Genomic DNA, 23,357 nt, shown 5'->3' with positions numbered 1-23,357 from the left:
TTCTATGACATTCCAAGCCTATGCTTGCTGCTAAATTGAGAACGCATTGCGTGCACAATTTTTGTCTCTTTTTCTTTCCCTTATTCCTCTCCATGAAAAGGTAAATGGAGGATATTTACATCAATGTAATAGATTTATCAGTAGGTTAAAAAGTCAGATTTACTATCACGTTTCGTTATTATTATTTTTATGTATCTTGGGGTTAGATAATCATCCTAATATTGAAAACGAATGAGAAATGAAAGACTGATGCAATGCAAACGCAGCATTATCGGCTCATTACAAACTGAAAAGAGTGCCTCTTCAGGGGATAAGAAATGTATCTATGATTTCACGATGAATGCCAGGATGCCGGATATTCATCCGCCAATTGCCAGGGGTACGGACAGATCTATGTAAACGGAAAATATGTGGAGAGCCAAAATAGGGGACTATTGGTTTTTCATGGATTGACTGAGTATTTCCCCTCTTAACAGAGGAGGAATGATATACCACTTATGTGGTTTTACCAATAGTTGCATCAAGGTGATGGCCTTGAAAAATAGGGTGGCAAAAGCATTATGGTATTTAGCATAACAATAGATCCTGGACAGATAGCGTTCTCGCGTCGTAATTTTCTTCCTCTTGTTCATGGTCGCGCCATGGATATGAAAGAATTTGCAGCGTGTGTCTACGGCATTGAGATAACCCTTCCGTCTTAACTTTTGGGAAATGTCATATTCTTCATACAAAAGGAATATGTTGTTATCGAAACCTCCGATTTCCCAGAAGACAACTGCAGGGAAAAGCATGAAGCAACCATTGATCTCGGATACTTTGAACAAAGAGTCGTGAGGAGGATCCTTCCGACTGGGATATTTCTCTGGGAAATACTTCTCAAACAAGCGGTCCCCCAGCAAACTCCTCCGAAAGCCCAGGGCATGCTTGAACGAAGGTTGCAGCTTATGCTTGAAATCATATTGCTGTGGTGTGATGCATCCTATATCGGGATGATCTTTGAGGTCAGTACAGAGGGGCGTGATGCAGTCTTCATCCAATTTTATATCACTGTTCAGAAAACAAAGGTATTTCCCCGTGGAAAAGTTGGCTCCCATCATGTTCCCGCCACCGAAGCCGAAATTCTTTTTATTCCTGATAATCGTGTATCGGGTGCCAAGTTGCTCTTTCAGCAGTTGGAAGTCTTCTTCCTTGCTGTTGTTGTCTACGATGATGATTTCATAGTCAGTTTTTCTATAAAACTGAACAATAGAGTTGACACAGTTAAAAGTATCGACAGCTGTATTATAATTTAATATGATAAACGATACTTCAGTCATTTTTTATTATCAATAAGCCTCCCGGTATTTATTTTCATCCTTGTCTTCCAGCATGGAGAGATAAGAATTGTAACGGCTTTCAGAGATGTAATGCTCTTCCACGGCCTTTTTCACCGCACATCCCGGTTCATTCGTATGGGTACAGTTGGAGAAGCGGCACTGTTTGGAAAACTCGAAGATCTCACGGAAATAACTAGTCAGTTCTGCGGGCTCGATGTCGAAAGTGCCGAATCCCTTGATGCCAGGAGTATCAATGATATAGCCACCTTCAGGCAGTTCCAGCATTTCGCTGTATGTAGTGGTATGTATGCCCGTGTGATGTGCCCCGCTGATTTCAGCCGTTCTGAGATGAGCTTCCGGAACGAGCTGGTTGATGAGGGTGGATTTGCCCACGCCACTGTTACCGCTCACCAGAGTGATCTTACCCTTCAGCAGTGGTCTCAGTGCCTCTGTTCCTTCGCCGTTCCTGGCCTGGATTTCCATACAAGGATAGCCGATGTGATTATAGAGGTCAATCATCATTTTCTCATAGTGCAGTTCGTCCTCGCTCAGCAGGTCATGCTTATTGAACACCAGAGTGACCGGCACACGGTAAGCTTCCGCTCCGGCCAGGAAGCGGTCAATGAAAGTCGTGCTGGTGATGGGGTAGTTGATGGTTATCATCAGAAAGGCCTGGTCGAGATTAGCGGCCAGTATATTGCTCAGCTTGGACAGGTTGGGAGCCCTTCTGATGATGTAGTTTCTCCGGTCATCAATAGACGTAATGAAAGCCGTTCCTTCGGGATTCATCGTGATTTCTACCTGATCACCTACTGCCACAGGATTTGTGGAGCGTATCCCTTTCAGGCGGAAATTGCCTTTGACCTTACACTCCACAATATGCCCGTCAGCCGTCTTGACCGTATACCAGCTGCCGGTATTTTTGATGACAAGTCCCTTCATCTATACCGTCATAATCTCTTTCTGCTTGTCTGTCAGCAGAAGGTCTACATCCTTGATGTATTTATCGTGAACCTTCTGAAGCTTGTCCTCAGCATCTTTTTCGAGGTCTTCAGAAAGTCCATCCTTGATCCCCTTCTTGAATTTCTCCTTATATTCACTGCGTGCACTACGGATTTCCACTTTTGTCTTTTCCCCCATCTTGTTGCACTGCTTGACAAGTTCTTTACGGCGCTCCTGAGTAGGTTGAGGAAGGTTCAGGCGGACCACTTCACCATTGTTTTCCGGTGTAATGCCTACGTCAGAGTCCATGATCCCCTTTTCCACTGCCTTGATCTGCTTGCGGTCCCAGGGGCGGATCACGATGGTACGAGCATCAGGAATAGAGACATTGGCTACCTGGTTCAGGGGGACTGTCTGTCCGTAGGACTCCACTCTTACGCCATCAAGGATGGCTGCATTGGCGCGACCGGCGCGGATGCGTGCCAGTTCTTCTTCCAGAAAACACGTAGCTTTCTTCATACGGTCTTCTGCGCTTCTTAGTGTTTGCTTAACGTCTATCATAAGATTTTATATTAGATTCGTATTGACAAAAATAGAGATAATATTCCGATTATGCAACTGTTTAAGGGCATTTTTGATGCAATGAATTATTTTTCTGTGAATGGATTTCCCTTTGCATCCTGATCATTCCGGGAATGACTTTCCGCTTGGGCTTAAAAAGGGATACCTGCTCTCTGGTATTCGGCTGCCACCTGATTGGTCAGGTGAACAAACTGGTCTACGGAGAGTTGTTCCGGTCTTTTCGTCATGATGTCCTGTGAAATGAAATCCTTGTTGATTTGGTCTTTCCGGAACATTTGACGAAGGCTGACCCGAAGCATTTTCCGGCGCTGGTTGAATACGGTTTTCACCAGTCGCTTGAAAAGTTTTTCATTGCACCCCAGGTCAGTTATTCCATTACGTGTCATCCTGATGACGGCACTTTTCACCTTAGGAGGAGGATTGAAGACATTCTCATCGACTGTGAAGAGATATTCCACATTATACCAGGCCTGGATCAGGACTGAGATGATGCCGTAGGCTTTTTTACCCGGTGGGGAAGCGATCCGCTGTGCCATTTCCCGTTGGATCATGCCCGTACAGCAAGGGATAAGATCCTTGAAATCCAGCATCTTGAAGAAAATCTGGGAGGAGATGTCGTAAGGGTAATTTCCGGTCAGCACGAACGGCCTGTTCTCAAACACTTTGGAAAGGTCCATTCTCAGGAAATCCTCCCCAATAATATTTTCCTTCATGACCGCAAAATGCTCGTGCAGGTAAGTCACGGATTCAGAATCAATCTCAACGACTTTCAATTCACGGGATTTCCTCATGAGATATTGGGTGAGCACTCCCATCCCCGGTCCTACTTCCAGAACAGGAATGGCAGGGCAGGCATCAACCGTGTCGGCGATCCGCTGTGCAATGGTCAAATCAGTCAAGAAATGCTGACCGAGATTCTTCTTGGGTCTTACTTTGTTCATATTTCTGCTGCTCTACTTTGCAAAAGTAGTAAATCTTGTTGATAAAAACGGCTGCAAGTCCGAAAATTGCGCTTTCCGTGTGGAAATACTTCAGGATTGCATCCGGAATAGTGAGCACTGACGGTCTGAAGGGGAGCTTGAACGGGCTGGCAGAGCAAAGAAAAAGGCGGGACAATATGAATTGCCTCGCCTTTTATAATGTTTTAATTGAATTTTCTCACTCAGTAGCAAGATTACTTGTTGCTCAAGTTAATCTTGTTGTTTACTTTGATAGCCTGTGCAATCATGATTGCAACGACGGCTGCTGAAATTAATGTTACCATAATCTTTTTACCTCTAAATTAAACAATCCTTTTACTTTTTCTCTTTTTTACTCACTTACTCTCTCGTACTCACTCACTTCATAAATCCTGTTATCCTGTTTCCTTTTTTATCTCTCTTTCTTTTCGATTGCAAATATACAAACATTTGATTGTGTGCGATAACAATTCGCTGATAAAGTTGATTTTCCCGCTTTTTTATTGATGTTGATCAAGTTGCATGAGAGCTAAAGCGTTTGTTTCCCTCCAGAGAGTCCAATATAGTCCGGAAAAAGCAATTCCTTTTCATTTATTTTGTCTAACTTTGCAACGTATGAAGAAAAAGGTTTTGAGCCAGATACTGAAAGTAGTACTGTCGTTATTTCTCGGCGGTGCTATTCTTTATTGGATGTATCGGGGTTTCAACTTCAGACAGGTGGAATATGAAATGTTCCATGGGATGAACTGGACATGGATGTTGTTGTCCCTGCCTTTCGGTGTTCTCGCCCAGGCTTTTCGCGGGTGGCGCTGGCGTCAGACCCTGGAGCCGGTGGGAGAGACCCCTCGGACCTCGGTGAGTGTCAACTCCATATTCGTATCCTATGCTTCCAGTCTGGTGGTTCCCAGAATAGGAGAATTTGCCCGTTGCGGGATCCTCCGCCGCTGGGATGGGGTCTCCTTTCCCAAGTCTATCGGCACGGTAGTGACCGAGAGAGCGATTGACTCCCTGCTGATCCTGCTCGTCGCATTCCTGACCATCCTTTACCAGATCCCTGTTTTCCATACTTTCTTCCGGAAGACGGGGACCAGTATGGGAGCCTTTTTCGGCCGCTTTACTTTTTCGGGCTATCTCGTTACGGGAATATGTGGGATAACGGTGATTGTCCTGTTGTATTTTCTGCTGAAGAAACTCTCCATATATAAAAAGGTGAAAGATGCCTTCAAGGGTATGTGGCAAGGAGTTATATCTCTGAAAAAAGTAAAGAATGTACCTTTGTTCATCTTTTTCACCCTTGCCATCTGGCTCAGTTATTTCCTGCATTACTATCTTACCTTCTTTTGCTTTCAGGCAACCTCCCATCTGAGTCTTTCTTGTGCTCTGGTCACCTTTATCGTGGGCAGCATTGCCGTGATCGTACCGACGCCGAACGGAGCCGGGCCATGGCACTTTGCCGTGAAGACGATGCTGATGCTATATGGTGTGGGGGCTACCGATGCCCTCAATTTTGTATTGATCGTGCATAGCATACAAACTTTGCTGGTTGTGCTGATCGGTATCTACGGTTGGCTGGCCTTGTCCTTTACAGCTAAAAAAAAGACGGGAAAGATCAGCGTCCCTGAGGAAGCAGCATAAGTCTTCCTGACAGTGTTGAGGGGCCTGTCCCCCTGTCCTCAATAAAAAGAGGACAAATGGTCATGGAAAACTTCTTTTCCTCCGGTCGCCAATCTGATATTCTCTTGGCAAAGAAATGAGTCTGAAGAATTGATTTAACTTAAATGGATAATACAATGGAAGAAATCAAAAATTTAAAGCCAGAGGCAATCTGGCATAACTTTTATGCGTTGACACAAGTCCCACGTCCTTCAGGACATCTTGAGAAAATTCAGCAATTCCTGCTCGACTTTGCCAGGAAGGCCGGTGTAGAGGCTTTCAAGGATCCGGCAGGGAATATTGTCATGCGCAAACCTGCCACGCCGGGCATGGAGAACCGTAAGACCGTTTTGCTTCAAGGGCACATGGACATGGTCCCGCAGAAAGTTCCTGAGAGTGCTCATCAGTTTGAAACGGATCCGATAGATGCCTATATTGACGGAGACTGGGTGAAGGCGAAGGGCACTACACTGGGCTCGGATGATGGCATGGGAGTAGCTACGGCAATGGCAGTCATGGAAGCCAAGGATATGAAGCATGGCCCGATCGAAGTCCTGATCACCCGTGATGAGGAGACAGGTATGTATGGTGCCAATGACCTGCCTGAGGGAGAATTGCATTCGGACATACTCTTGAACCTTGATTCAGAACTGTGGGGGAAATTTACTGTCGGGTCTGCAGGGGGGATCGATGTAACGGCAGAACTTGATTACAAGGAAGAGAGCAATGATCTGGACGGGGCCGTAAAGATGACCTTGAAAGGGCTGCGTGGCGGCCATTCCGGTCTGGAAATCAATGAGGGGCGGGCAAATGCCAACAAGGAGATGGTCCGCCTTGTGCGGCAGGCAATAGCAAAGGCCGGTGCCCGTCTGGTGTCCTGGCAGGGTGGCAATATGCGCAATGCCATTCCTTTCCAGGCTGTGGCAGTCGTGACCTTACCGAAGGAAAATATCGGTAAACTCAAGCAGATGGCTGAGCAGCAGAAGACGATGATTGAAGAGGAATTCAACGGTATTGAGAAGGGTGTACAGTTGTTGGTTGAGGAGGTCGCAGTACCGAAGACCTGTGTACCCGAGGAAATTCAGGATAATCTGGTAGATGCCATTTATGCCTGTCATAATGGCGTGCTCCGTATGGTTCCCGCTTATCCGGATGTCGTAGAGACTTCAAGCAATCTGGCTATCATCGACATTGATGACCATAAGGCTGAGTTTAAGATCCTGGTCCGCTCTTCCCGCGAGGACATGAAAGCCTATATGGTGGAGCAACTTGAGAGTTGTTTCAGTATGGCAGGTATGAAAACCATGGTAAGTGGTGATTACAGCGGCTGGGATCCCGTTCCGGGAAGTCCGATCGTGGAACTTGTCAAGAAGGTCTATCGTGATCAGAATGGCAAGGATCCGGTCATCCAGGCTGATCATGCCGGCCTGGAGTGTTCTGTGATCCTGAGCAAATATCCAGGGCTGGATATTGTCTCCTTCGGACCTACAATCCTTTCTCCGCATACGACGAGTGAACGTTGCTTCATTCCTTCTATTGCTCCGTACTGGGATCTGGTCAAGGAGGTTCTGGCTGAAATACCGGAGAAGTAAGCGGAGGGCCGGCAGGCCGCTGCTCTTTTACCGGGCAGAGACTTGTACGGAGATGCCCTTCAAATGATTAATTCAGACAAGGCTGTCGGGAAATAATTTTAAAATTATTTCCCGGGAAAGCCCTGTTTATGGATTATTTTACGTACTTTTGCAAAACTATTAAAAAATAAAAGTTTAAATGGACGATTATCACGCGGCAAACAGAAGTTGGCAGGTGTGAGAATTACGCAGAATGCTAATTCCCATACCTTGATTTTTTATGGAGATTAGCACGATGAGAACATTTTGGAATATTGATAAAACCTTAAGGCAATCGACGCATGGAAGCCTGATTGCTGGATTCAAGTAACCTGTCCCAGTGAAGAAGACCAGCAACTGCTGGAAGAAGAATACCATATCCCCGACTATTTCCTTTCAGATATCAGTGATACTGATGAGCGTGCCCGTTATGATTATGATGATGGCTGGATGCTGATCATCCTCCGAATCCCGTATGTCAAGGAGATCCGTTCCCGTACACCTTATACGACGGTTCCTCTGGGTATTATCCATAAAGGAAACGTGACGATTACCGTGTGCTATTATGAGACGAACATGATGATAGATTTTGTCAGTTATCAGCAGAAGAGGGGAGTGGGTTTTACGGACTATGTAGACCTCATCTTCCGCTTGTTCCTTTCTTCTTCCGTATGGTATCTGAAGCGTCTGAAACAGATCAGTTCCCTTATTGAGAAAGCTAAGCACAACCTGGATCGGGAGGTGAACAATGAGAGCCTGATCGGTCTGAGCAGGCTGCAGGATTCCCTGACTTATTTCATCACCTCTATCAGAGGCAATGAGAGTTTGCTGCAAAAACTGAAATTCAAGTTGCAGGTGGATGAACTGGATACAGATCTGATAGAGGATGTCAATATTGAGATGATGCAGGCGAGAGAGACGGCAAGCATCTATTCCAATATTCTGGAATCGACGATGGATACCTATTCGAGTATTATCAATAACAATATGAACACCACGATGCGTACGCTGACCTCAGTGAGTATTATCATGATGTTTCCTACACTTATCGCTTCCCTTTTAGGGATGAACTTGATCAATGGGCTGGAGCGTAATCCGTATGGTTTTCTCATCGCCTTGGTCCTTTCTGCCATTGTATCCGGCTTATCGTGGTGGATTTTACGTTATAAACGTTTGCTTTGATCAAAATAAATTAGAAAAATCAATATTCTTTAGGTTTTTACAAAAAATTTATATAAGTTTGCATAGTATAAGCCTTGTATAAGCTACAGGAGCTATTTATGGCCCTGTATGAAGACAGGCGCTGGCATTGAAAAACCATATCATAAACTAAACAGTGAAATGATGGACTCTCAAGAAAATACCTTGTTAAAAGGTAAAATGGAAGAAGTGAATCGGTCAGAGCAATCAGTTTCCTCTGAAGAGTCTCCCCTTACAGGAGAGAAGGCAACCACAGAGGAGCAGTCAGCAGACCATCAGTCAGAGAATACTTCTGATGAAGGTGCTGGCTCTCAAGAACAAAAAGATCAACCTATTGAAACGGCTCCTGATTCTGCTGAAACGGCAGAGACAGAGTCTCATCCCACAGACGACACAGTTCAGACTCCAGTTACCGAAGATGCAGCTATCTCCGGTCCTGCACCTGAGGCTTCATCTGTGCCGGAACAGAAGAGTGTGAAAGATTCGTCTGTAGAAGAAAAAGTTGATAAAAAAGAGGAGTCTGCAGAAAAGGTCTATACGAGCAGGCAGGATGTGCTTGCACGTGTGACTGAGATCGCTCGCGGAAATGAAAATCCTGACAAAGCAGAAGTAGATCATTTAAAGACCTCTTTCTACAAATTATTGAATGCTGACCGTGAAGCCAAGATGAAAGCCTATCTTGACGGTGGCGGAGATCCGGATCATTATTCCGTACTCCCTGATGATATGGAGGAAGCCTTTAAGGCTGAGATACAAATCATCAAGGAAAAGCGTGCCAGAATTTTTCAGAAACAGGAAACGGAAAAAGAGGAGAATCTGAAAAAGAAGGAGGAAATCATCGAAAAGATCAAGGAGATGGCTACATCTCCTGAGGCTGCCAACAACTCCTATCAGGATTTCAAGGCTCTCCAGCAGGAGTGGAAGGAGATAAAAGCTGTTCCGCCTGAAAAAGCCAATGAACTGTGGCGTAACTATCAGTTGTATGTGGAACAGTTCTATGATCTGCTCAATCTCAACCGGGAGGCTCGTGAATATGATTTCAAGAAGAATCTTGAGTTGAAGACCAAGTTATGTGAAGAAGCTGAAAAACTGGCTGAAGTGCCGGATGTGATCAGTGCCTTTCATCAACTGCAGGAACTGCACCAGGAATACCGGGAGACGGGGCCTGTCTCCAAGGATCTTCGCGAAAAGGTGTGGGCGCGCTTCAAGGCAGCCTCGACGGTCATAAACAAAAAGCATCAGGAACACTTTGAGCAGATCCGTGCTCAGGAAAAAGATAATCTGGAGAAGAAAACTGCACTTTGTGAAAAGGTGGAGGCTATAGCCGGCGAAGAAAACAAGGGAGCCGGTGACTGGGAGAAGCATACGAAGGATATCATCGCTATCCAGTCTGACTGGCGGAAAATAGGTTTCGCCCCTCAGAAGATGAACGTGAAGATCTTCCAGCGTTTCCGTGCTGCCTGTGATCAATTCTTTGATGCAAAAGCAGAATTCTTCAAGGGCTTGAAATCTAAGTTTGCCGAGAATATTGAGAAGAAAAAAGCTCTGGTGGAAAAGGCTCAGGCCTTGACGGATAGCACTGACTGGCATTCGACGACCGATAAACTGATTGCCTTACAGAAGGAATGGAAAACGATAGGAATGGTTCCTAAGAAAGAGGGTGATAAACTCTGGAATGATTTTCTTTCTGCCTGCAATCATTTTTTTGAAGCTCGTAATGCTGTTCATGCGGGTGCTCATCAGGAAGAGCACGATAACCTGGATAAAAAGAACGAGATTATCGGCAAGTTGCAGGATCTGTTGAAGAATCCCGGGGATAAAGTACAGGACCAACTTCAGGAACTGGTCAGTGAATATAATGGTATCGGTCATGTTCCCTATAAAGAAAAGGATAAGGTTTACAAGGCTTATCATGATGTCCTTGACCAGATCTATACCAACCTGCATGTGTCGGTGGCCCGTCATCGTCTGGAGAATTTCAGGAGCAATTTGAAGAATGTAGCGGAACGGGGTGAAGGTGCGCTGGATAATGAGCGTGGCCGGCTGATGCACCGTTATGAGTCGTTAAAGCAGGAGATTAATACTTATGAGAATAATCTCGGGTTCCTGAATGCTGCCAGCAAGAAGGGAAGCAGTCTGATTGAAGAGATGAACCGGAAAGTTCAGAGACAGAAAGATAATCTGGAACTGGTCAGGCAGCAGATCAAGGCTATTGATCAGAGAAACCGGGAGGCAGCCCAGGATAAATCAACTGGAAAGACCACTCCGGTCACTGACAAGAAGGTGAAGAATCCGTCAGCAGACACGCCTGCGGAGACTAAGGGCCCTGATGAGCCTGCAGCCAAGGGGGATAAAGCTGACCAGTAGATCTGCAATCGAGAATTCAAGGCCTGGAAGGGCTCTAAAAATAGAGGGATTTTCCGTATCTTCTGATGCGGGAGATCTTTTTTTCGATTTAGAGTGTTGCTGGTGGATCCGATGCTTCTTTTGGAACGTTGCCGGCAGATTCAGGTTCAAATAATATGGTTGTTTTTTAATGATAAGAAAGAAGCATAGTCACTGATTCTCACGACAATAGTCACTTGTGATCGATATGGTGCATTTCGCCCCACCGATATGGTGCATTTCGCCCCACCAAAATGGTGCATTATGGTACCCCAAAATGGTGCATATTGCTCCTCCATGAGGATACCGCCCGAAATCAGGCGTCAAGGTCTGTGACTTTAAGGCCTTAAAATCAGAGGTATACTGTAAGAAACAACCCTATGATTTGAGTCACTTTATTCCTGAAACATAATAAGATGGTTAAAAGCCCAACTTTATAAAATGGTCCTAGATTCAGCATGATTTTATGTATTTTAACAGTGCTCTTCTGATTCAGACCATAAAAATCTGTATCTTTGTCAACTATGAATATTGAGGAAATTAAAGGCAAGCGTATCGCTGTACTCCTTTCCGGAGGAGTAGACAGTAGTGTTGTTGTGTACGAGTTTGCCCGGTTAGGTCTGCATCCTGACTGTTTTTATATTATGATCGGTCCTGAGGAGAAAGAAGCATGGGACTGTAACAGTGAGGAAGATATGGAGATGGCTACGGCTGTGGCCAAGAAGTATGACTGTAGACTGCAGGTTGTCGACTGTCACAAGGAGTACTGGGGGCAGGTAACGAAATATACGATGGACAAGGTCAAGGCTGGTCTGACTCCTAATCCTGATGTCATGTGTAACCGACTCATCAAGTTTGGTGCCTTTGATGAAAAGATGGGACGCAACTATGATCTGATAGCTACAGGACATTATGCCCAGACAGAAATCATTGACGGCAAGAAGTGGCTCACGACCAGCCCCGATCCGGTGAAGGACCAGACCGATTTTCTGGCCCAGATCTATGACTGGCAACTGGAGAAGGCCATTTTCCCGATTGGCCATTATGTCAAGGACGAAGTACGGGAGATCGCCGTGCAGGAACATCTGGCGACAGCCCGGCGGAGGGATTCAGAGGGAATATGCTTTTTGGGAAACATCAATTATAATGAATATGTGAGGCGTTATCTCGGAGAGCAAAAAGGCGATATTATTGAATTGGAGACCGGCCGGAAGATCGGAGAGCACAAAGGGGTATGGTTCCATACCATCGGGCAGAGAAAAGGACTTGGCTTAGGAGGTGGTCCATGGTTCGTCGTCAAGAAAGATACGAAGGAAAATATTCTTTATGTGAGTCATGGATATGATCCGCAGACAGCTTACAAGAAAGACTTCAAGGTGCATGATTTTCATTTTCTGACGGAGCCGGTGACAGATCGGAAGGTTACCCTGAAAATCCGTCACACACCGGAATTCAACTCTGCTACAGTCGAGGACCTGGGGGATGGAAATTATTTCTTTCACCTTGATCGTCCCATTCACGGCGTAGCCCCTGGACAGTTTTGTGTGGTTTATGATATAGATCGTCACCGTTGTTTCGGCAGCGGGGAAATTACTTTGTAAATTATGATATTATGATTTTGACAACGACTCCCACCATTGAAGGACGCCCCATCCAACAGTATAAAGGGGTAGTGACCGGTGAGACCATCATCGGAGCTAATGCCATCAAGGATATGCTGGCAGGTTTCCATGACTTTTTCGGTGGCAGAAGTAGAAGTTATGAGCGAGTTTTGATCGAAGCCAAGGATGCTTCCCTGAAAGAGATGTCTGATCGTGCTGCCCGTCTGGGTGCCAATGCCATCGTAGGGATAGATCTGGATTATGAGACCGTAGGCCAGACCAATTCCATGTTAATGGTAACCTGTAGTGGTACGGCTGTAGTGCTGTAGCTCTTCGGAAGAGGGAAACGGTTCTTACAGGCTAATAGAAGACTGTCGGAAAGAAGAGTAGATTAAAGTTTTCCGGAACTTACCATAAGAGTATCCCAGTCGTCACAGAACTGGGTCATTTTCTCATAGATGAGGTCAGCTCCTTCCCTTTGCAATGCAGAGTCAGGCAATGGTCCACTGTTTACCGCTACGGTGAATATTCCTGCTGCTACGCCTGAACGTACACCAAGGGGAGCATTCTCTACGACGATTCCCTGCCAGGGCAGGTAATGGCCACATTTCTTCAGTCCCATCAGATAAGGATCAGGATTCGGCTTACCACGGTTGACGTCATAGGCTGTGACAATATGCGTTTCATTGAAAAACTCTCCGAAATCACGGAGCAGGCGCTGGATGAGAGGGCGTTGTCCACTTCCTGTGACCACTCCGATGTCCACTCCAGAAGCTTTAATCTTCCGCATCAATTCGATGACACCCGGAAATATTTCAGCAACAGGCAGTTGATGGAAATAATCAGTCTTGACATCGTACATCTGTTGCGCCTCTTCCAGGGAGAGATCCTTGTTCAGTTGTCTTTTTGCGAAGCTGCGTATAGTGTCAATACCTCTGGCACCTTCTGTGGCGTATGCATCTGCCGCAGTCATCCGGATGCCAAATTTTTTCATGCAATTGGTCCAGGCAATGGCATGGTTGGGCATGGAGTTATAGAGTACTCCGTCCATATCGAATAAAACGCAGCGGATACCTTTTTCTATTTCTTTAGGTGTGATGTTCTGTCCAGATGCTTTAAGGTGGTTTCTATAATGGCTTAAAGCCTCTTGGATGTTTTGTTTATTCATGTTATAAATAAAATCGAATCAATCTTCTTACCGAATCATCCTGATTTTCAAGGAGGAGTATTGTACCCCTTATCTTTCTCTATCAATCTTTTCTTCAGATGGTTTTTATATTATCGGGAGACAAATTCCTATTTGCAGAACCCGTCTCCCGAATACAGATTATTTTTCTTTGTCAAGACGTTCCCGGATGGCCTTGCTTTCAGCCTCATATCCCGGTTTATTCAACAGTGCAAACATATTCTTCTTATAAGCTTCTACACCCGGCTGGTTGAACGGGTTAACCCCTTCCAGCAGACCGCTGATGCCACAAGCCTTCTCAAAGAAATAGATGAGTTGGCCGACGTAATACTCGTTCAGTTCCGGAACGCTGATGCGGATATTCGGAACATTGCCATCGACGTGTGCCAGTCTCGTACCCAGTTCAGCCATCTTGTTGACCTCATCGACACGTTTTCCTTCGAGGAAGTTCAGTCCGTCGAGGTTATCCTCGTCATGAGGAAATAGCAGTTTGTGATCAGGTGTCTCAATCGAGAGAACTGTTTCGAAGATCGTCCGTTCTCCCTGTTGGATCCATTGACCCATTGAGTGGAGGTCAGTCGTGAAGTCGCAGGCAGCAGGGAACAGTCCCTTATTGTCCTTGCCTTCACTCTCACCGTAAAGTTGTTTCCACCATTCTCCGAAATAATGAAGTTTAGGCTGGAAATTTTCAATGATTTCAATTTTCTTGCCAGCCTGAGTATATAATGCCTGGCGTGCAGCTGCATATTGGGCAGACAAGTTATCCTCATAAGGAATGTCCGCACTCGTAGCTTTCTCCATGTCCCGTGCGCCCTCAATGAGTTTTTCAATGTCGTATCCAGCGCAGGCGATTGGCAGCAATCCCACAGGAGTGAGCACAGAAAAGCGTCCCCCGACATTATCAGGAATGATAAAACTCTTATAACCTTCTTTGTCAGCACAGATACGTGCAGCTCCCTTGCGGGCGTCAGTGATGGCCACGATGACTTTCTTGGCTTCCTCCTTGCCCCGTTGAGCTTCGCACTGTTTTCTCAGCAAGCGGAAAGTCAGAGCCGTCTCAGTGGTGGTACCCGACTTGGAGATATTGATGACACCGAATTTCTTACCTTTCAGATAAGCTGTCAATTCCGAGAGATAATCCTCGCCGATATTGTTCCCGGCAAAAAGGATGTTCGGGTTCTTCTGGTCATCATTGACCAGCCAGCTGAAAGAATTGCCCAGTGCTTCAATCACGGCACGGGCACCCAGGTAACTGCCACCGATACCTGCCACGACAATATCCTCGCAGTTAGCACGGAGAATGCTTGCCTCGTCCTTGATTTCCTTGAGAAAAGCAGGAGTAACCGAAGAGGGAAGATGCAGCCATCCCAGGAAATCATTTCCGGCGCAAGTGGCATTTTCCAGAGCATCCTGAGCAGTCTTAACCTTTGACTCATACGATTTTACTGCACCATTTTTCAGAAATGGCGTAGCTTTTGTAATGTCTAAGCTGATATTTTTCATTAAAAGTTATGTTTTATTTAGCGGTCTTATTCCGCTAAGAATTGATGAATTCATTATTTAGTGGAACACCCCTGCCAGGAGTTTGATCTCTGTACCGGGGTCCACGCGGTTATACAGAATATCATAGACCGCATCGAGGATGAGCATCTTGACACGGGTATGGCGGTTGATTTCCTTCATACATTTGGTGCCATAATAGCCCTCGGCAACCATTTCCATCTCGATCTGGGCACTTTTAACGGAGTAACCTTTCCCGATCATCGTACCGAAAGTGCGGTTACGGGAGAATCTGGAGTAACCTGTTACCAACAGGTCACCAAGATATACACTGTCGTAGATGCAGCGGTCACAAGGGTAGGTAGCGGTCAGGAAACGGTTCATTTCCTGTACGGCATTCGACATCAAGACTGCCTGGAAATTGTCTCCATACTGGAGTCCGCTGCAGATTCCCGCAGCGATGGCATAGATGTTCTTCAGAACGGAACTGTATTCTATTCCGATGACGTCGCTAGAGACCTTCGTGCGGATGGAATCAGAGTTCAGGACTTGTGTGAAGATCCTGGCCTTATCTAAATTCTGACAGGCCACCGTCAGATAAGTAAGGCGGTTGAGTGCAACCTCCTCGGCATGAGAAGGACCTCCGATACAAGCCAGGTTTTCATAGGAGACCTGATAGACCTGATGGAAATATTCTGAACAGACTTGGTTCTCGTCCGGGATAATCCCCTTGATCGCCGTGACGATAAATTTGTCCTTTAATGGTGATTTGAGGTTTTTGAGCAGACCTTTCAGATAGGTCGACGGAGTGACAAAGACGAGGGTATCATAGCGGTTTACGATTTCAGTAATCTCATCAGAGAAGAAAATCTCCCTGACATCGAACGGAACATTTGACAAATAAGCAGGATTATGTCCCATCCGTCTGAAATCATCAATGCGGTCAGCCCTGCGGACATACCAGCCGATATGATGGGTATGCCCCACGATCATCCTGGCTATGGCAGTTGCCCACGAACCGTCACCAATTATCGCTATTTTCCCAACCTTAAACATAAGTCATTCTCCAGATAGTTCTTAATGCAATCTCTTCCTCTTCCGGCCAAGTATTCTGTCGTGTGGAGGATATGCAGAGAATTGCTTCCATGATCTGCCGGTCTGAAAATGATCAGTTAGCTCCCTTTTCACCGGAAGCATCGGCTGCAGCAGCAATCCACCTGCCGATTTCTTCAACAGAAGGTTTCTCGTAGCCTAATTTATATTTCTTATTAATTTCCCCGATCTTCTGTTGCAGTCCCTGTGCCTTCTCGTCACGGATATCAGAGATCAGGTTGAATCCACATTTACGAAGGACATACATCCAGTTTTCCGTTACACCTATGGCAGCCCATTCCGTAATGCTGCTCCGTGGAATTTTCGGCTCCGGCTTCATTTGAGGGAAGAGCATAACTTCCTGGATATATTCCTTACCTGTCATCAGCATCACCAGTCGGTCGATGCCGATGCCGATGCCACTGGTAGGCGGCATACCGTACTGCAAGGCACGGAGAAAGTCCTGGTCGATGACCATCGCTTCATCATCACCCTTATCCGCCAGTTTCATCTGTTCCTTGAAACGTTCCTCCTGGTCGATCGGGTCATTCAGTTCAGAGTAAGCATTGGCCAGTTCCTTTCCATTGATCATCAGTTCGAAACGTTCCGTCAGTCCCGGCTTAGAACGGTGCATCTTTGTCAGAGGAGACATCTCTACCGGGTAGTCGATGACAAAGGTAGGCTGTATGAAGGTACCCTCACAGAACTGTCCGAACATCTCATCAATGAGTTTGCCTTTCCCCATCGTCTCATCCACCTCCATATTGAGTTTCTTGCAGATTTCGCGGATCTCATCCTCACTTTTACCGTTGACATCATAGCCGGTCTTCTCCTTGATAGCATCAAGAATAGGGATGCGGCGATAAGGAGCTTTAAAACTGACCAGATGATCACCTATCTGGACTTCCGGTTTACCGTTTACAGCAATGCAAATCGTTTCCAGGAGTTGCTCGGTAAACTTCATCATCCAGTTGTAGTCTTTGTACTGGACATAGAGTTCCAGGCAGGTAAACTCCGGGTTATGATAGCGGTCCATCCCCTCATTACGGAAATTCTTGCCGATCTCATAGACCCCCTCAAAACCACCGACAATAAGTCGCTTCAGATAGAGTTCTGTGGCGATACGCATGTACATATCGAGGTTCAGAGCGTTATAATGAGTGATGAAAGGACGAGCACTTGCTCCTCCGGGAATGCTCTGAAGAATAGGGGTCTCAACCTCCGTATAACCTGCTTTGTCAAAGAAGTCACGCATCGTGCGGAGGACCGTAGCTCGTTTCAGGAAGGTTTCCTTGACACCTTTGTTGACGATGAGGTCTACATAACGCTGGCGGTAGCGAAGTTCCGGGTCATCAAATTCATCGTAGGTAACGCCGTCCTTGTGCTTGACGACCGGTAACGGTTTCAGGCTCTTGCTCAGAAGGGTCAGTTCCTGTGCATGTACGGTGACCTCACCGGTCTGAGTCTTGAAAACAAATCCTTTCACACCGATAAAGTCTCCGATGTCCAGAAGTTTTTTGAAAACTTTATTGTACAGGTCCTTATTCTCATCCGGGCAGATGTCATCGCGGGTGACATATACCTGAATCCTTCCATTGGAATCTTGTATCTCCATAAAACTGGCCTTACCCATAATCCGCCGGCTCATCATCCTACCGGCGATGATCACCTCACGCTTCTCATCCTCCTTATAGTCAGCCTTGATATCTGTGCTGAAGGCATTCACAGGATACTCTGCAGCCGGATAAGGATTGATTCCCATCTTCCGGAGCTCCTGTAAACTCTGCCTGCGTCCGATTTCCTGTTCGCTAAGTTCTAATACGTTCATTTCTTATGCTTTCTATCTGTTACTTTGATTGCAAAATTAATAAATTATTCCGAAAGCATCGTGTATTTTATCATTTTTATTCGTCCCTCAGGAATATCTTTCTCCTCATCCTTTACATTCGTAAGCATTCGCTTTCACTTCTCCATCATTCTTCCTTTTTAACATAAGAATATCAAAATCTGATCCCTTCATTAATTTATATGCTTGTTTTTTTGTAAATTTGCCAGACAAAAATTCAGACTCATGGACATTGAAAAAGAAAGAGAAATCCTGGAGGAGGAAGACGGACTCACCAAAACACTAGGCATGGAGTTCATTTCCACTCCTGAACCAGATACATTGATCGGCAAGATGAAGGTGGATGACCGTAATCAGCAGCCCTTCGGCTTCCTTAGCGGGGGAGCGACGCTGGCACTGGCTGAGAACCTTGCAGGGATAGGCAGCATGGCGATCTGTCCGGGAAGGATATGCGTAGGTATCAATGTAAGTGGCAATCATTTAAAATCTGTCCTTTCAGGGGATACCGTGACGGCTTACGGGCGCCTTCAGCATAAAGGACGCACCTTACACGAATGGCATATTGACATCCGCAATGAGGCTGGTGACCTGATTTCCACCGTACAGGTCACCAATTATGTGTTGGTTCCCCGTCGTCAGAAAGATGATAGGAAAGAAAACCGGGAGGATCATTCCCCAGCTCATGAATAGTTATGCAATTTATCGTTTGCCCGGGAAAGACGAATGTGTCTGCCTGTCCTCACAATCACAACCGGTACTCTTGGATTCGCTGTCAGATCTGAACGGGCGTAAGGGATTTGTTATTGCTCCGTTTGTCCCCTCAGATAAAAATCCAATCCTCCTTCTCGTTCCTGACCATACGGAAATCCTTAAGATCAGGACGGGAAAGGAAGAGGTTCCTGTGGAGGATCATGCTGTATCCTCCGGTAAGGGCTGTGATGTATCCGGGGAAAGGGACAGGTATCAGAAAACTTTTATGACGTTTCATGACCGTCTGGCATCTGGCGAGTTTGAGAAGATTGTTCTTGCCCGTCGGGCAAGACATTATCAGGAGACAGCTCCGGATCCGGAAGATCTTTTCCAGAAAGCCTGTCAGCGCTATCCCCATCTGTTTGTCGCACTCGTTTCTACCAGGCAGAGCGGAACATGGCTGATGGCCACACCTGAAATTCTCCTGAAGGGGGATGGACGGATATGGCAGACGATGGCCCTGGCAGGAACGAGGAGGGCCGATACCCCGTACAGGGATATTTTGCCAGGTTGCCGGGACCATGCTTTAAGGAATGTCTTATGGACGGAAAAGAATGTCCATGAACAAGCTCTCGTTGCCGGGTATGTAGAGACCTGTATCCGTCGCTTTTCCATACGGCTTGAGAAGACACAGCCCTATACGACACGTGCTGCCGATCTTCTGCATCTGCGGAGTGATTTCAGGTTTACCCTTCCTGATCAGGATCATTTAGGAGATCTACTGGACGCCTTGCACCCCACGCCGGCTGTATGTGGTCTTCCGAAGGAGAAGGCACGCCGGTTTATCGTGGAGAATGAAGGTGCCCCACGCCGTTATTACAGCGGATTTCAGGGGCCACTCTCCTTTCAAGGGGAAACTCACCTTTATGTCTCCTTGAGGTGTATGCAGATTACGGAGCAATACTGTGATCTGTATGCCGGGGGAGGCTTGCTGAAAGACAGTTATTGTGAAAATGAGTGGCAGGAAACGGAAGCGAAACTGGGCACGATGGAACGATTATTATAAGCACTTTCAAGAGGGAATAAAAAAGATGTATAGCAATAAAGAGAATGTCAATATATTAACTGATCTGCTGGTCAGGCAGGGTGTCCGTTATGCGGTAGTCTGTCCCGGAAGCAGGAATTCACCTGTCGTGCACAACTTGGCCGTCTGTCCTTCTATTACCTGTTATCCGTGTACAGACGAACGGTCTGCAGGCTTTTATGCATTGGGTATATGCCAGTATACGGATGGTCCTGTTGTCGTTTGCGTGACCTCCGGGACCGCTCTCCTGAACCTCCTTCCCTCAGTGGCAGAGGCTCGTTACCAGCATCAGCGCCTGATTGTCATTTCTGCAGACCGGCCTGAACAGTGGATCGACCAGTTGGATGGCCAGACCATCCCGCAGCGGGAAGCATTGGGCTGTTTTGTCTTGAAAGCGGTCTCTCTGCCGGAACCACAGGATGAGGAAGCACATTGGTATTGCAACCGACTGGTCAATGAAGCACTTTTGGCCTCCTTTCACCAGGGGGGTGGACCGGTGCAGATCAACGTGCCGATTACAGAACCACTGTATGAGTATACGGTCAGCAAACTTCCGGAAGAGCGTGTGGTCAGGTCCTTTTCCTGTGGTATATCTGAAGAGGGAAGGGACCTTGTCATTCATCGGTTTATAAAGGCCAGGCGTCCGATGATTGTCATCGGACAAGATGCGCCATCTGTTTATCAGGGATTGGAAATGTCTCTGCGGGTTATTTCTGACTATGCAGTCCTGCTGGATGAACGGTTGAGCATACCTGATTATAACATCCTGCATTTTGATGAAGTCCTCGCTAGAAACAGAGGTGAACAGTATCAGCCTGATTTTCTGGTCTTCATGGGCTATACACTGGTCAGCAAACGCCTAAAGAGTTTTCTTAGAAAGCATCCTGACCTGGATGTCTGGCGGGTATCCATGGAGGATACCGTGTATGACACCTTTAAGTCGCTGAAGGGAACTGTCCAGACCGATCCAGCTGATTTCCTTGAACATCTTGCCGGAGAAATAAAGAATAAGGGAAGCGAAGGCCTGCCTTTTCATCAAACTTGGAAAAAGGCATTGGATATTGCTGAGAGGCGTGCAGCTGAATATGAGCCGGCCTATTCAGAGATGGCCGTTGTGAAATGTTTTGAAGAGCAGATCGAGGATGTCGACTATGATTATCAAGTGCAATATGGCAACAGCAGTGCAATCCGGCTTGCCAATATCTTTGCGGGACATCATGTGTGGTGCAACCGGGGCGTGAATGGGATAGATGGATCCTTGTCAACGGCTGCAGGCATGTCACTTATCTGTAAGGATAAAGTGTTCTGTATCCTGGGCGATTTGAGTTTTTTCTATGATGCGAATGCACTCTGGAACCAGAACCTGAAAGGTAACCTTCGTGTTATTCTGATGAATAATGGGGGCGGAGCCATCTTTAACCAGTTTTCCGGACTCCATGCCAGTCCTGCAAGAGAAAGACTGGTCAGGGCGGATCATCATACGACTGCCCGCGGACTTTGCACGCAGAATGATGTCGGCTATTTCCAGGCTCATTCAAAAGAAGATATGCAGGCAGGCATCGTCCAGCTCCTGACACGGAAAACGAATCGTCCGATGCTGCTGGAAGTATTCACTGACTCGGAAACGGATACGAAAGTTCTTGAGGATTATTTTAAACAACAGTCCTCGCAGAATCCTTCAGCTGAGGGAGAATGATGAATGAGGAGGAGCCATCTTTTTGAAATATGAAGATTTATTAACGACTATTTTAAAGGAGAAATGCTATGGAAGAGAAAAAGAAGAGGGAATGGAAAACCATTCCGGGGTTTGATTTCAAGGAAATCCTTTTTGAAGAATATAATCATATCGCCAAGATCACGATTAACCGTCCACGTTACCGTAATGCTTTTACGCCTTTGACCGTCTGGGAGATGAGTCAGGCTTTCAGTTATTGCCGTAACACGATGAATATCCGCGTAGTGATTCTCACCGGTGCAGGAGATAAGGCTTTCTGCTCCGGTGGTGATATGCACGTCAAGGGATGCGGCGGATACGTAGGAGATGACGGTGTTCCCCGTTTGAATGTCCTGGACGTCCAGATGCAGATCCGGTATCTTCCTAAACCCGTGATTGCGATGGTCAACGGTTATGCTATCGGTGGCGGACATATCCTGCATATTGTCTGTGACCTGACGATTGCCAGCGAAAATGCAATTTTCGGGCAGACCGGACCAAAGGTCGGTTCTTTCGATGCCGGATTCGGTGCCTCTTATCTGGCCCGGATCGTAGGTCAGAAGAAAGCTCGAGAGATCTGGTTCCTATGCCGCCAGTATTCTGCAAAGGAGGCTGAGCAGATGGGACTGGTGAACAAGGTAGTGCCTTTTGACCAACTTGAAGATGAGACGGTTTCATGGGCAGAGACGATGATGGAACGTTCTCCTCTGGCTCTGCGTATGATGAAGGCCGGATTCAACGCTGAACTGGATGGTCAGGCGGGCATTCAGCAACTGGCAGGGGATGCCACAATGCTGTATTATACCCTCGATGAGGCTCAGGAGGGGGGACGTGCCTTTCTGGAAAAGAGGAAACCTGATTTCGACAAGTACCCCCAGTTTCCATAAAAGGATCTGAATTATTCATATCATGTCTATGTATCATATCCGGATTTCGGAGCGGACGCTCCATTTCATACACCCTGCCGGGACCTCCCGTGGGGTGTATACGACACGCAGGAGTGATTATCTTACTCTTACTTCTGATGACCGTCCTGGTGTGCAAGGGGTGGGAGAATGTGCTACATTACCGGACTTGTCCTGTGATGCAGGTCCACAGTATGACCGTACTTTGCAGCATATTTGCATGATGGTGGAGCAATTGGGGAAAATCCCATACGAGATGTTACGCCCTTATCCTTCTATCCTTTTTGGTCTGGAGACCGCTTTCGCACAGTTTCAGGCCGGCGGGTCTACGGCCCTTTTTGATACCCCTTTCGCCCGTGGGGAAGAGGGCATTCCTATCAATGGCCTGGTGTGGATGGGCACTTTCGAAGAGATGCTCGGGCGACTTGAAGAGAAGTTGGACCAGGGATTCCACTGTGTGAAATTGAAGATCGGGGCAATTGACTTTGATCGTGAAATAGAACTGGTCAGGCATATCCGGGAACGTTTCTCAAAGGAAGATGTGGAGTTGCGTGTGGATGCCAATGGAGGGTTTACCCCTGAGAATGCTTTGCAAAGGATGGAACAGTTGGCCGGTTATGGCCTTCATTCGATAGAACAGCCCATCAGGCAGCATCAATGGAAGGAAATGGCACGTTTGTGCAAAGAGTCTCCGCTTCCTATTGCCCTTGATGAAGAACTCATCGGTGTCAATATGAAGAATATGAAAGAGGAGCTGCTGGATACGATTCATCCTGCTTATCTGGTCTTAAAACCTAGTCTGCATGGAGGAATGGCCGGTTGTAAAGAATGGACAGATCTGGCCCGCCAGCGGGGTATCGGGACCTGGATAACTTCAGCTCTGGAAAGTAATGTGGGCCTGAATGCGGTTTCTCATTTTGCAGCCCTTATGTACGGTCCGCATATTACTTTCCCCCAGGGGCTGGGGACAGGTCTGCTCTTTATGGATAATATTCCGATGCCTCTGAAGATGGAAGGCGACCAACTCTGGTATAAAAAGGATGTAAAATAGTTGTCTCTTTTTTTGAAAAAGATAGGAAGAGATGGGAAGAA

The 23,357-nt window shown here is 46.5% G+C and carries 19 protein-coding genes and 1 pseudogene; 12 read left to right on the top strand and 8 right to left on the bottom strand.

Annotation, left to right across the window (positions count from 1 at the left end; genetic code table 11):
* Positions 1-231 precede the first annotated feature (231 nt).
* Complete coding sequence (locus ACYRYG_RS06690; protein ID WP_293417578.1) at positions 232-399, top strand: hypothetical protein; 168 nt, start codon at positions 232-234, stop codon at positions 397-399.
* Between the two features lie 32 nt (positions 400-431).
* Here the strand turns inward: ACYRYG_RS06690 and ACYRYG_RS06685 are convergent, their stop codons facing one another.
* The 4 genes from ACYRYG_RS06685 to rsmA form a co-directional block, all read right to left on the bottom strand.
* On the bottom strand, positions 432-1,316 hold the full coding sequence (locus ACYRYG_RS06685; RefSeq protein ID WP_460197857.1) for a glycosyltransferase: 885 nt from the start codon (positions 1,314-1,316) through the stop codon (positions 432-434).
* A 9-nt stretch (positions 1,317-1,325) separates the two neighbouring features.
* Positions 1,326-2,258 (bottom strand): ribosome small subunit-dependent GTPase A, encoded by a 933-nt coding sequence (rsgA, locus tag ACYRYG_RS06680; protein ID WP_294077075.1) that lies wholly within the window; start codon positions 2,256-2,258, stop codon positions 1,326-1,328.
* Entirely contained in the window at positions 2,259-2,819 is a 561-nt protein-coding gene (gene frr, locus ACYRYG_RS06675; protein ID WP_460197856.1) for a ribosome recycling factor, read from the bottom strand.
* Positions 2,820-2,971: 152 nt separating this feature from the next.
* Positions 2,972-3,781, bottom strand: coding sequence for a 16S rRNA (adenine(1518)-N(6)/adenine(1519)-N(6))-dimethyltransferase RsmA (rsmA, locus tag ACYRYG_RS06670; RefSeq protein ID WP_293417590.1), 810 nt, complete (start codon positions 3,779-3,781; stop codon positions 2,972-2,974).
* A 633-nt stretch (positions 3,782-4,414) separates the two neighbouring features.
* Between rsmA and ACYRYG_RS06665 the strand changes: the two genes are divergently transcribed.
* The 6 genes and pseudogenes from ACYRYG_RS06665 (at position 4,415) to ACYRYG_RS06640 (ending at position 12,577) form a co-directional block, all read left to right on the top strand.
* Positions 4,415-5,434, top strand: coding sequence for a lysylphosphatidylglycerol synthase transmembrane domain-containing protein (locus ACYRYG_RS06665; protein WP_293417593.1), 1,020 nt, complete (start codon positions 4,415-4,417; stop codon positions 5,432-5,434).
* 155 nt (positions 5,435-5,589) lie between these two features.
* Positions 5,590-7,044, top strand: a complete 1,455-nt coding sequence (locus tag ACYRYG_RS06660) for an aminoacyl-histidine dipeptidase (RefSeq protein WP_293425219.1) — start codon at positions 5,590-5,592, stop codon at positions 7,042-7,044.
* Between the two features lie 274 nt (positions 7,045-7,318).
* A pseudogene (locus ACYRYG_RS06655) lies at positions 7,319-8,244 on the top strand (magnesium transporter CorA family protein).
* A 198-nt stretch (positions 8,245-8,442) separates the two neighbouring features.
* Positions 8,443-10,629 carry a DUF349 domain-containing protein gene (locus tag ACYRYG_RS06650; RefSeq protein ID WP_460197855.1) on the top strand — a complete coding sequence of 729 codons (2,187 nt, stop codon included), beginning with the start codon at positions 8,443-8,445 and terminating at the stop codon, positions 10,627-10,629.
* 542 nt (positions 10,630-11,171) lie between these two features.
* A complete protein-coding gene (gene mnmA, locus ACYRYG_RS06645) occupies positions 11,172-12,248 on the top strand; it encodes a tRNA 2-thiouridine(34) synthase MnmA (RefSeq protein ID WP_293417605.1) in 1,077 nt (358 codons plus the stop codon).
* Positions 12,249-12,259: 11 nt separating this feature from the next.
* A complete protein-coding gene (locus ACYRYG_RS06640) occupies positions 12,260-12,577 on the top strand; it encodes a heavy metal-binding domain-containing protein (protein WP_293417608.1) in 318 nt (105 codons plus the stop codon).
* A gap of 62 nt (positions 12,578-12,639) precedes the next feature.
* On the opposite strand, the gene ACYRYG_RS06635 is transcribed toward ACYRYG_RS06640, so the two are convergent.
* The 4 genes from ACYRYG_RS06635 to lysS all read right to left on the bottom strand — a co-directional run bounded on the left by ACYRYG_RS06635 (position 12,640) and on the right by lysS (position 17,854).
* Positions 12,640-13,416 carry an HAD family hydrolase gene (locus tag ACYRYG_RS06635; protein WP_293417611.1) on the bottom strand — a complete coding sequence of 259 codons (777 nt, stop codon included), beginning with the start codon at positions 13,414-13,416 and terminating at the stop codon, positions 12,640-12,642.
* A gap of 159 nt (positions 13,417-13,575) precedes the next feature.
* Positions 13,576-14,937 carry a glucose-6-phosphate isomerase gene (locus ACYRYG_RS06630; protein WP_293417614.1) on the bottom strand — a complete coding sequence of 454 codons (1,362 nt, stop codon included), beginning with the start codon at positions 14,935-14,937 and terminating at the stop codon, positions 13,576-13,578.
* Between the two features lie 57 nt (positions 14,938-14,994).
* Complete coding sequence (locus tag ACYRYG_RS06625) at positions 14,995-15,990, bottom strand: NAD(P)H-dependent glycerol-3-phosphate dehydrogenase (protein WP_293427902.1); 996 nt, start codon at positions 15,988-15,990, stop codon at positions 14,995-14,997.
* A gap of 112 nt (positions 15,991-16,102) precedes the next feature.
* Positions 16,103-17,854, bottom strand: a complete 1,752-nt coding sequence (gene lysS, locus ACYRYG_RS06620) for a lysine--tRNA ligase (RefSeq protein ID WP_293417620.1) — start codon at positions 17,852-17,854, stop codon at positions 16,103-16,105.
* A 243-nt stretch (positions 17,855-18,097) separates the two neighbouring features.
* Here lysS and ACYRYG_RS06615 point away from each other — a divergent pair, with 243 nt between their 5' ends.
* The 5 genes from ACYRYG_RS06615 (at position 18,098) to ACYRYG_RS06595 (ending at position 23,316) form a co-directional block, all read left to right on the top strand.
* A complete protein-coding gene (locus tag ACYRYG_RS06615) occupies positions 18,098-18,562 on the top strand; it encodes a PaaI family thioesterase (RefSeq protein ID WP_293417623.1) in 465 nt (154 codons plus the stop codon).
* Entirely contained in the window at positions 18,516-19,628 is a 1,113-nt protein-coding gene (locus tag ACYRYG_RS06610; RefSeq protein WP_460197854.1) for an isochorismate synthase, read from the top strand. The genes ACYRYG_RS06615 and ACYRYG_RS06610 overlap by 47 nt, the downstream gene beginning before the upstream one ends.
* 25 nt (positions 19,629-19,653) lie before the next feature.
* Positions 19,654-21,342, top strand: a complete 1,689-nt coding sequence (menD, locus tag ACYRYG_RS06605; protein WP_460197853.1) for a 2-succinyl-5-enolpyruvyl-6-hydroxy-3-cyclohexene-1-carboxylic-acid synthase — start codon at positions 19,654-19,656, stop codon at positions 21,340-21,342.
* A gap of 68 nt (positions 21,343-21,410) precedes the next feature.
* A complete protein-coding gene (gene menB, locus ACYRYG_RS06600) occupies positions 21,411-22,247 on the top strand; it encodes a 1,4-dihydroxy-2-naphthoyl-CoA synthase (protein ID WP_293417632.1) in 837 nt (278 codons plus the stop codon).
* A gap of 28 nt (positions 22,248-22,275) precedes the next feature.
* The gene (locus ACYRYG_RS06595; protein WP_293417635.1) at positions 22,276-23,316 is read left to right on the top strand and encodes an o-succinylbenzoate synthase; all 1,041 of its coding nucleotides are present in this window, start codon (positions 22,276-22,278) and stop codon (positions 23,314-23,316) included.
* Positions 23,317-23,357 lie beyond the last annotated feature (41 nt).

The sequence above is a fragment of the Segatella asaccharophila genome (genome assembly GCF_054687055.1).
Note: the sequence above shows the minus strand (reverse complement) of the source record. Positions and strands in the feature narration are given on the sequence as shown.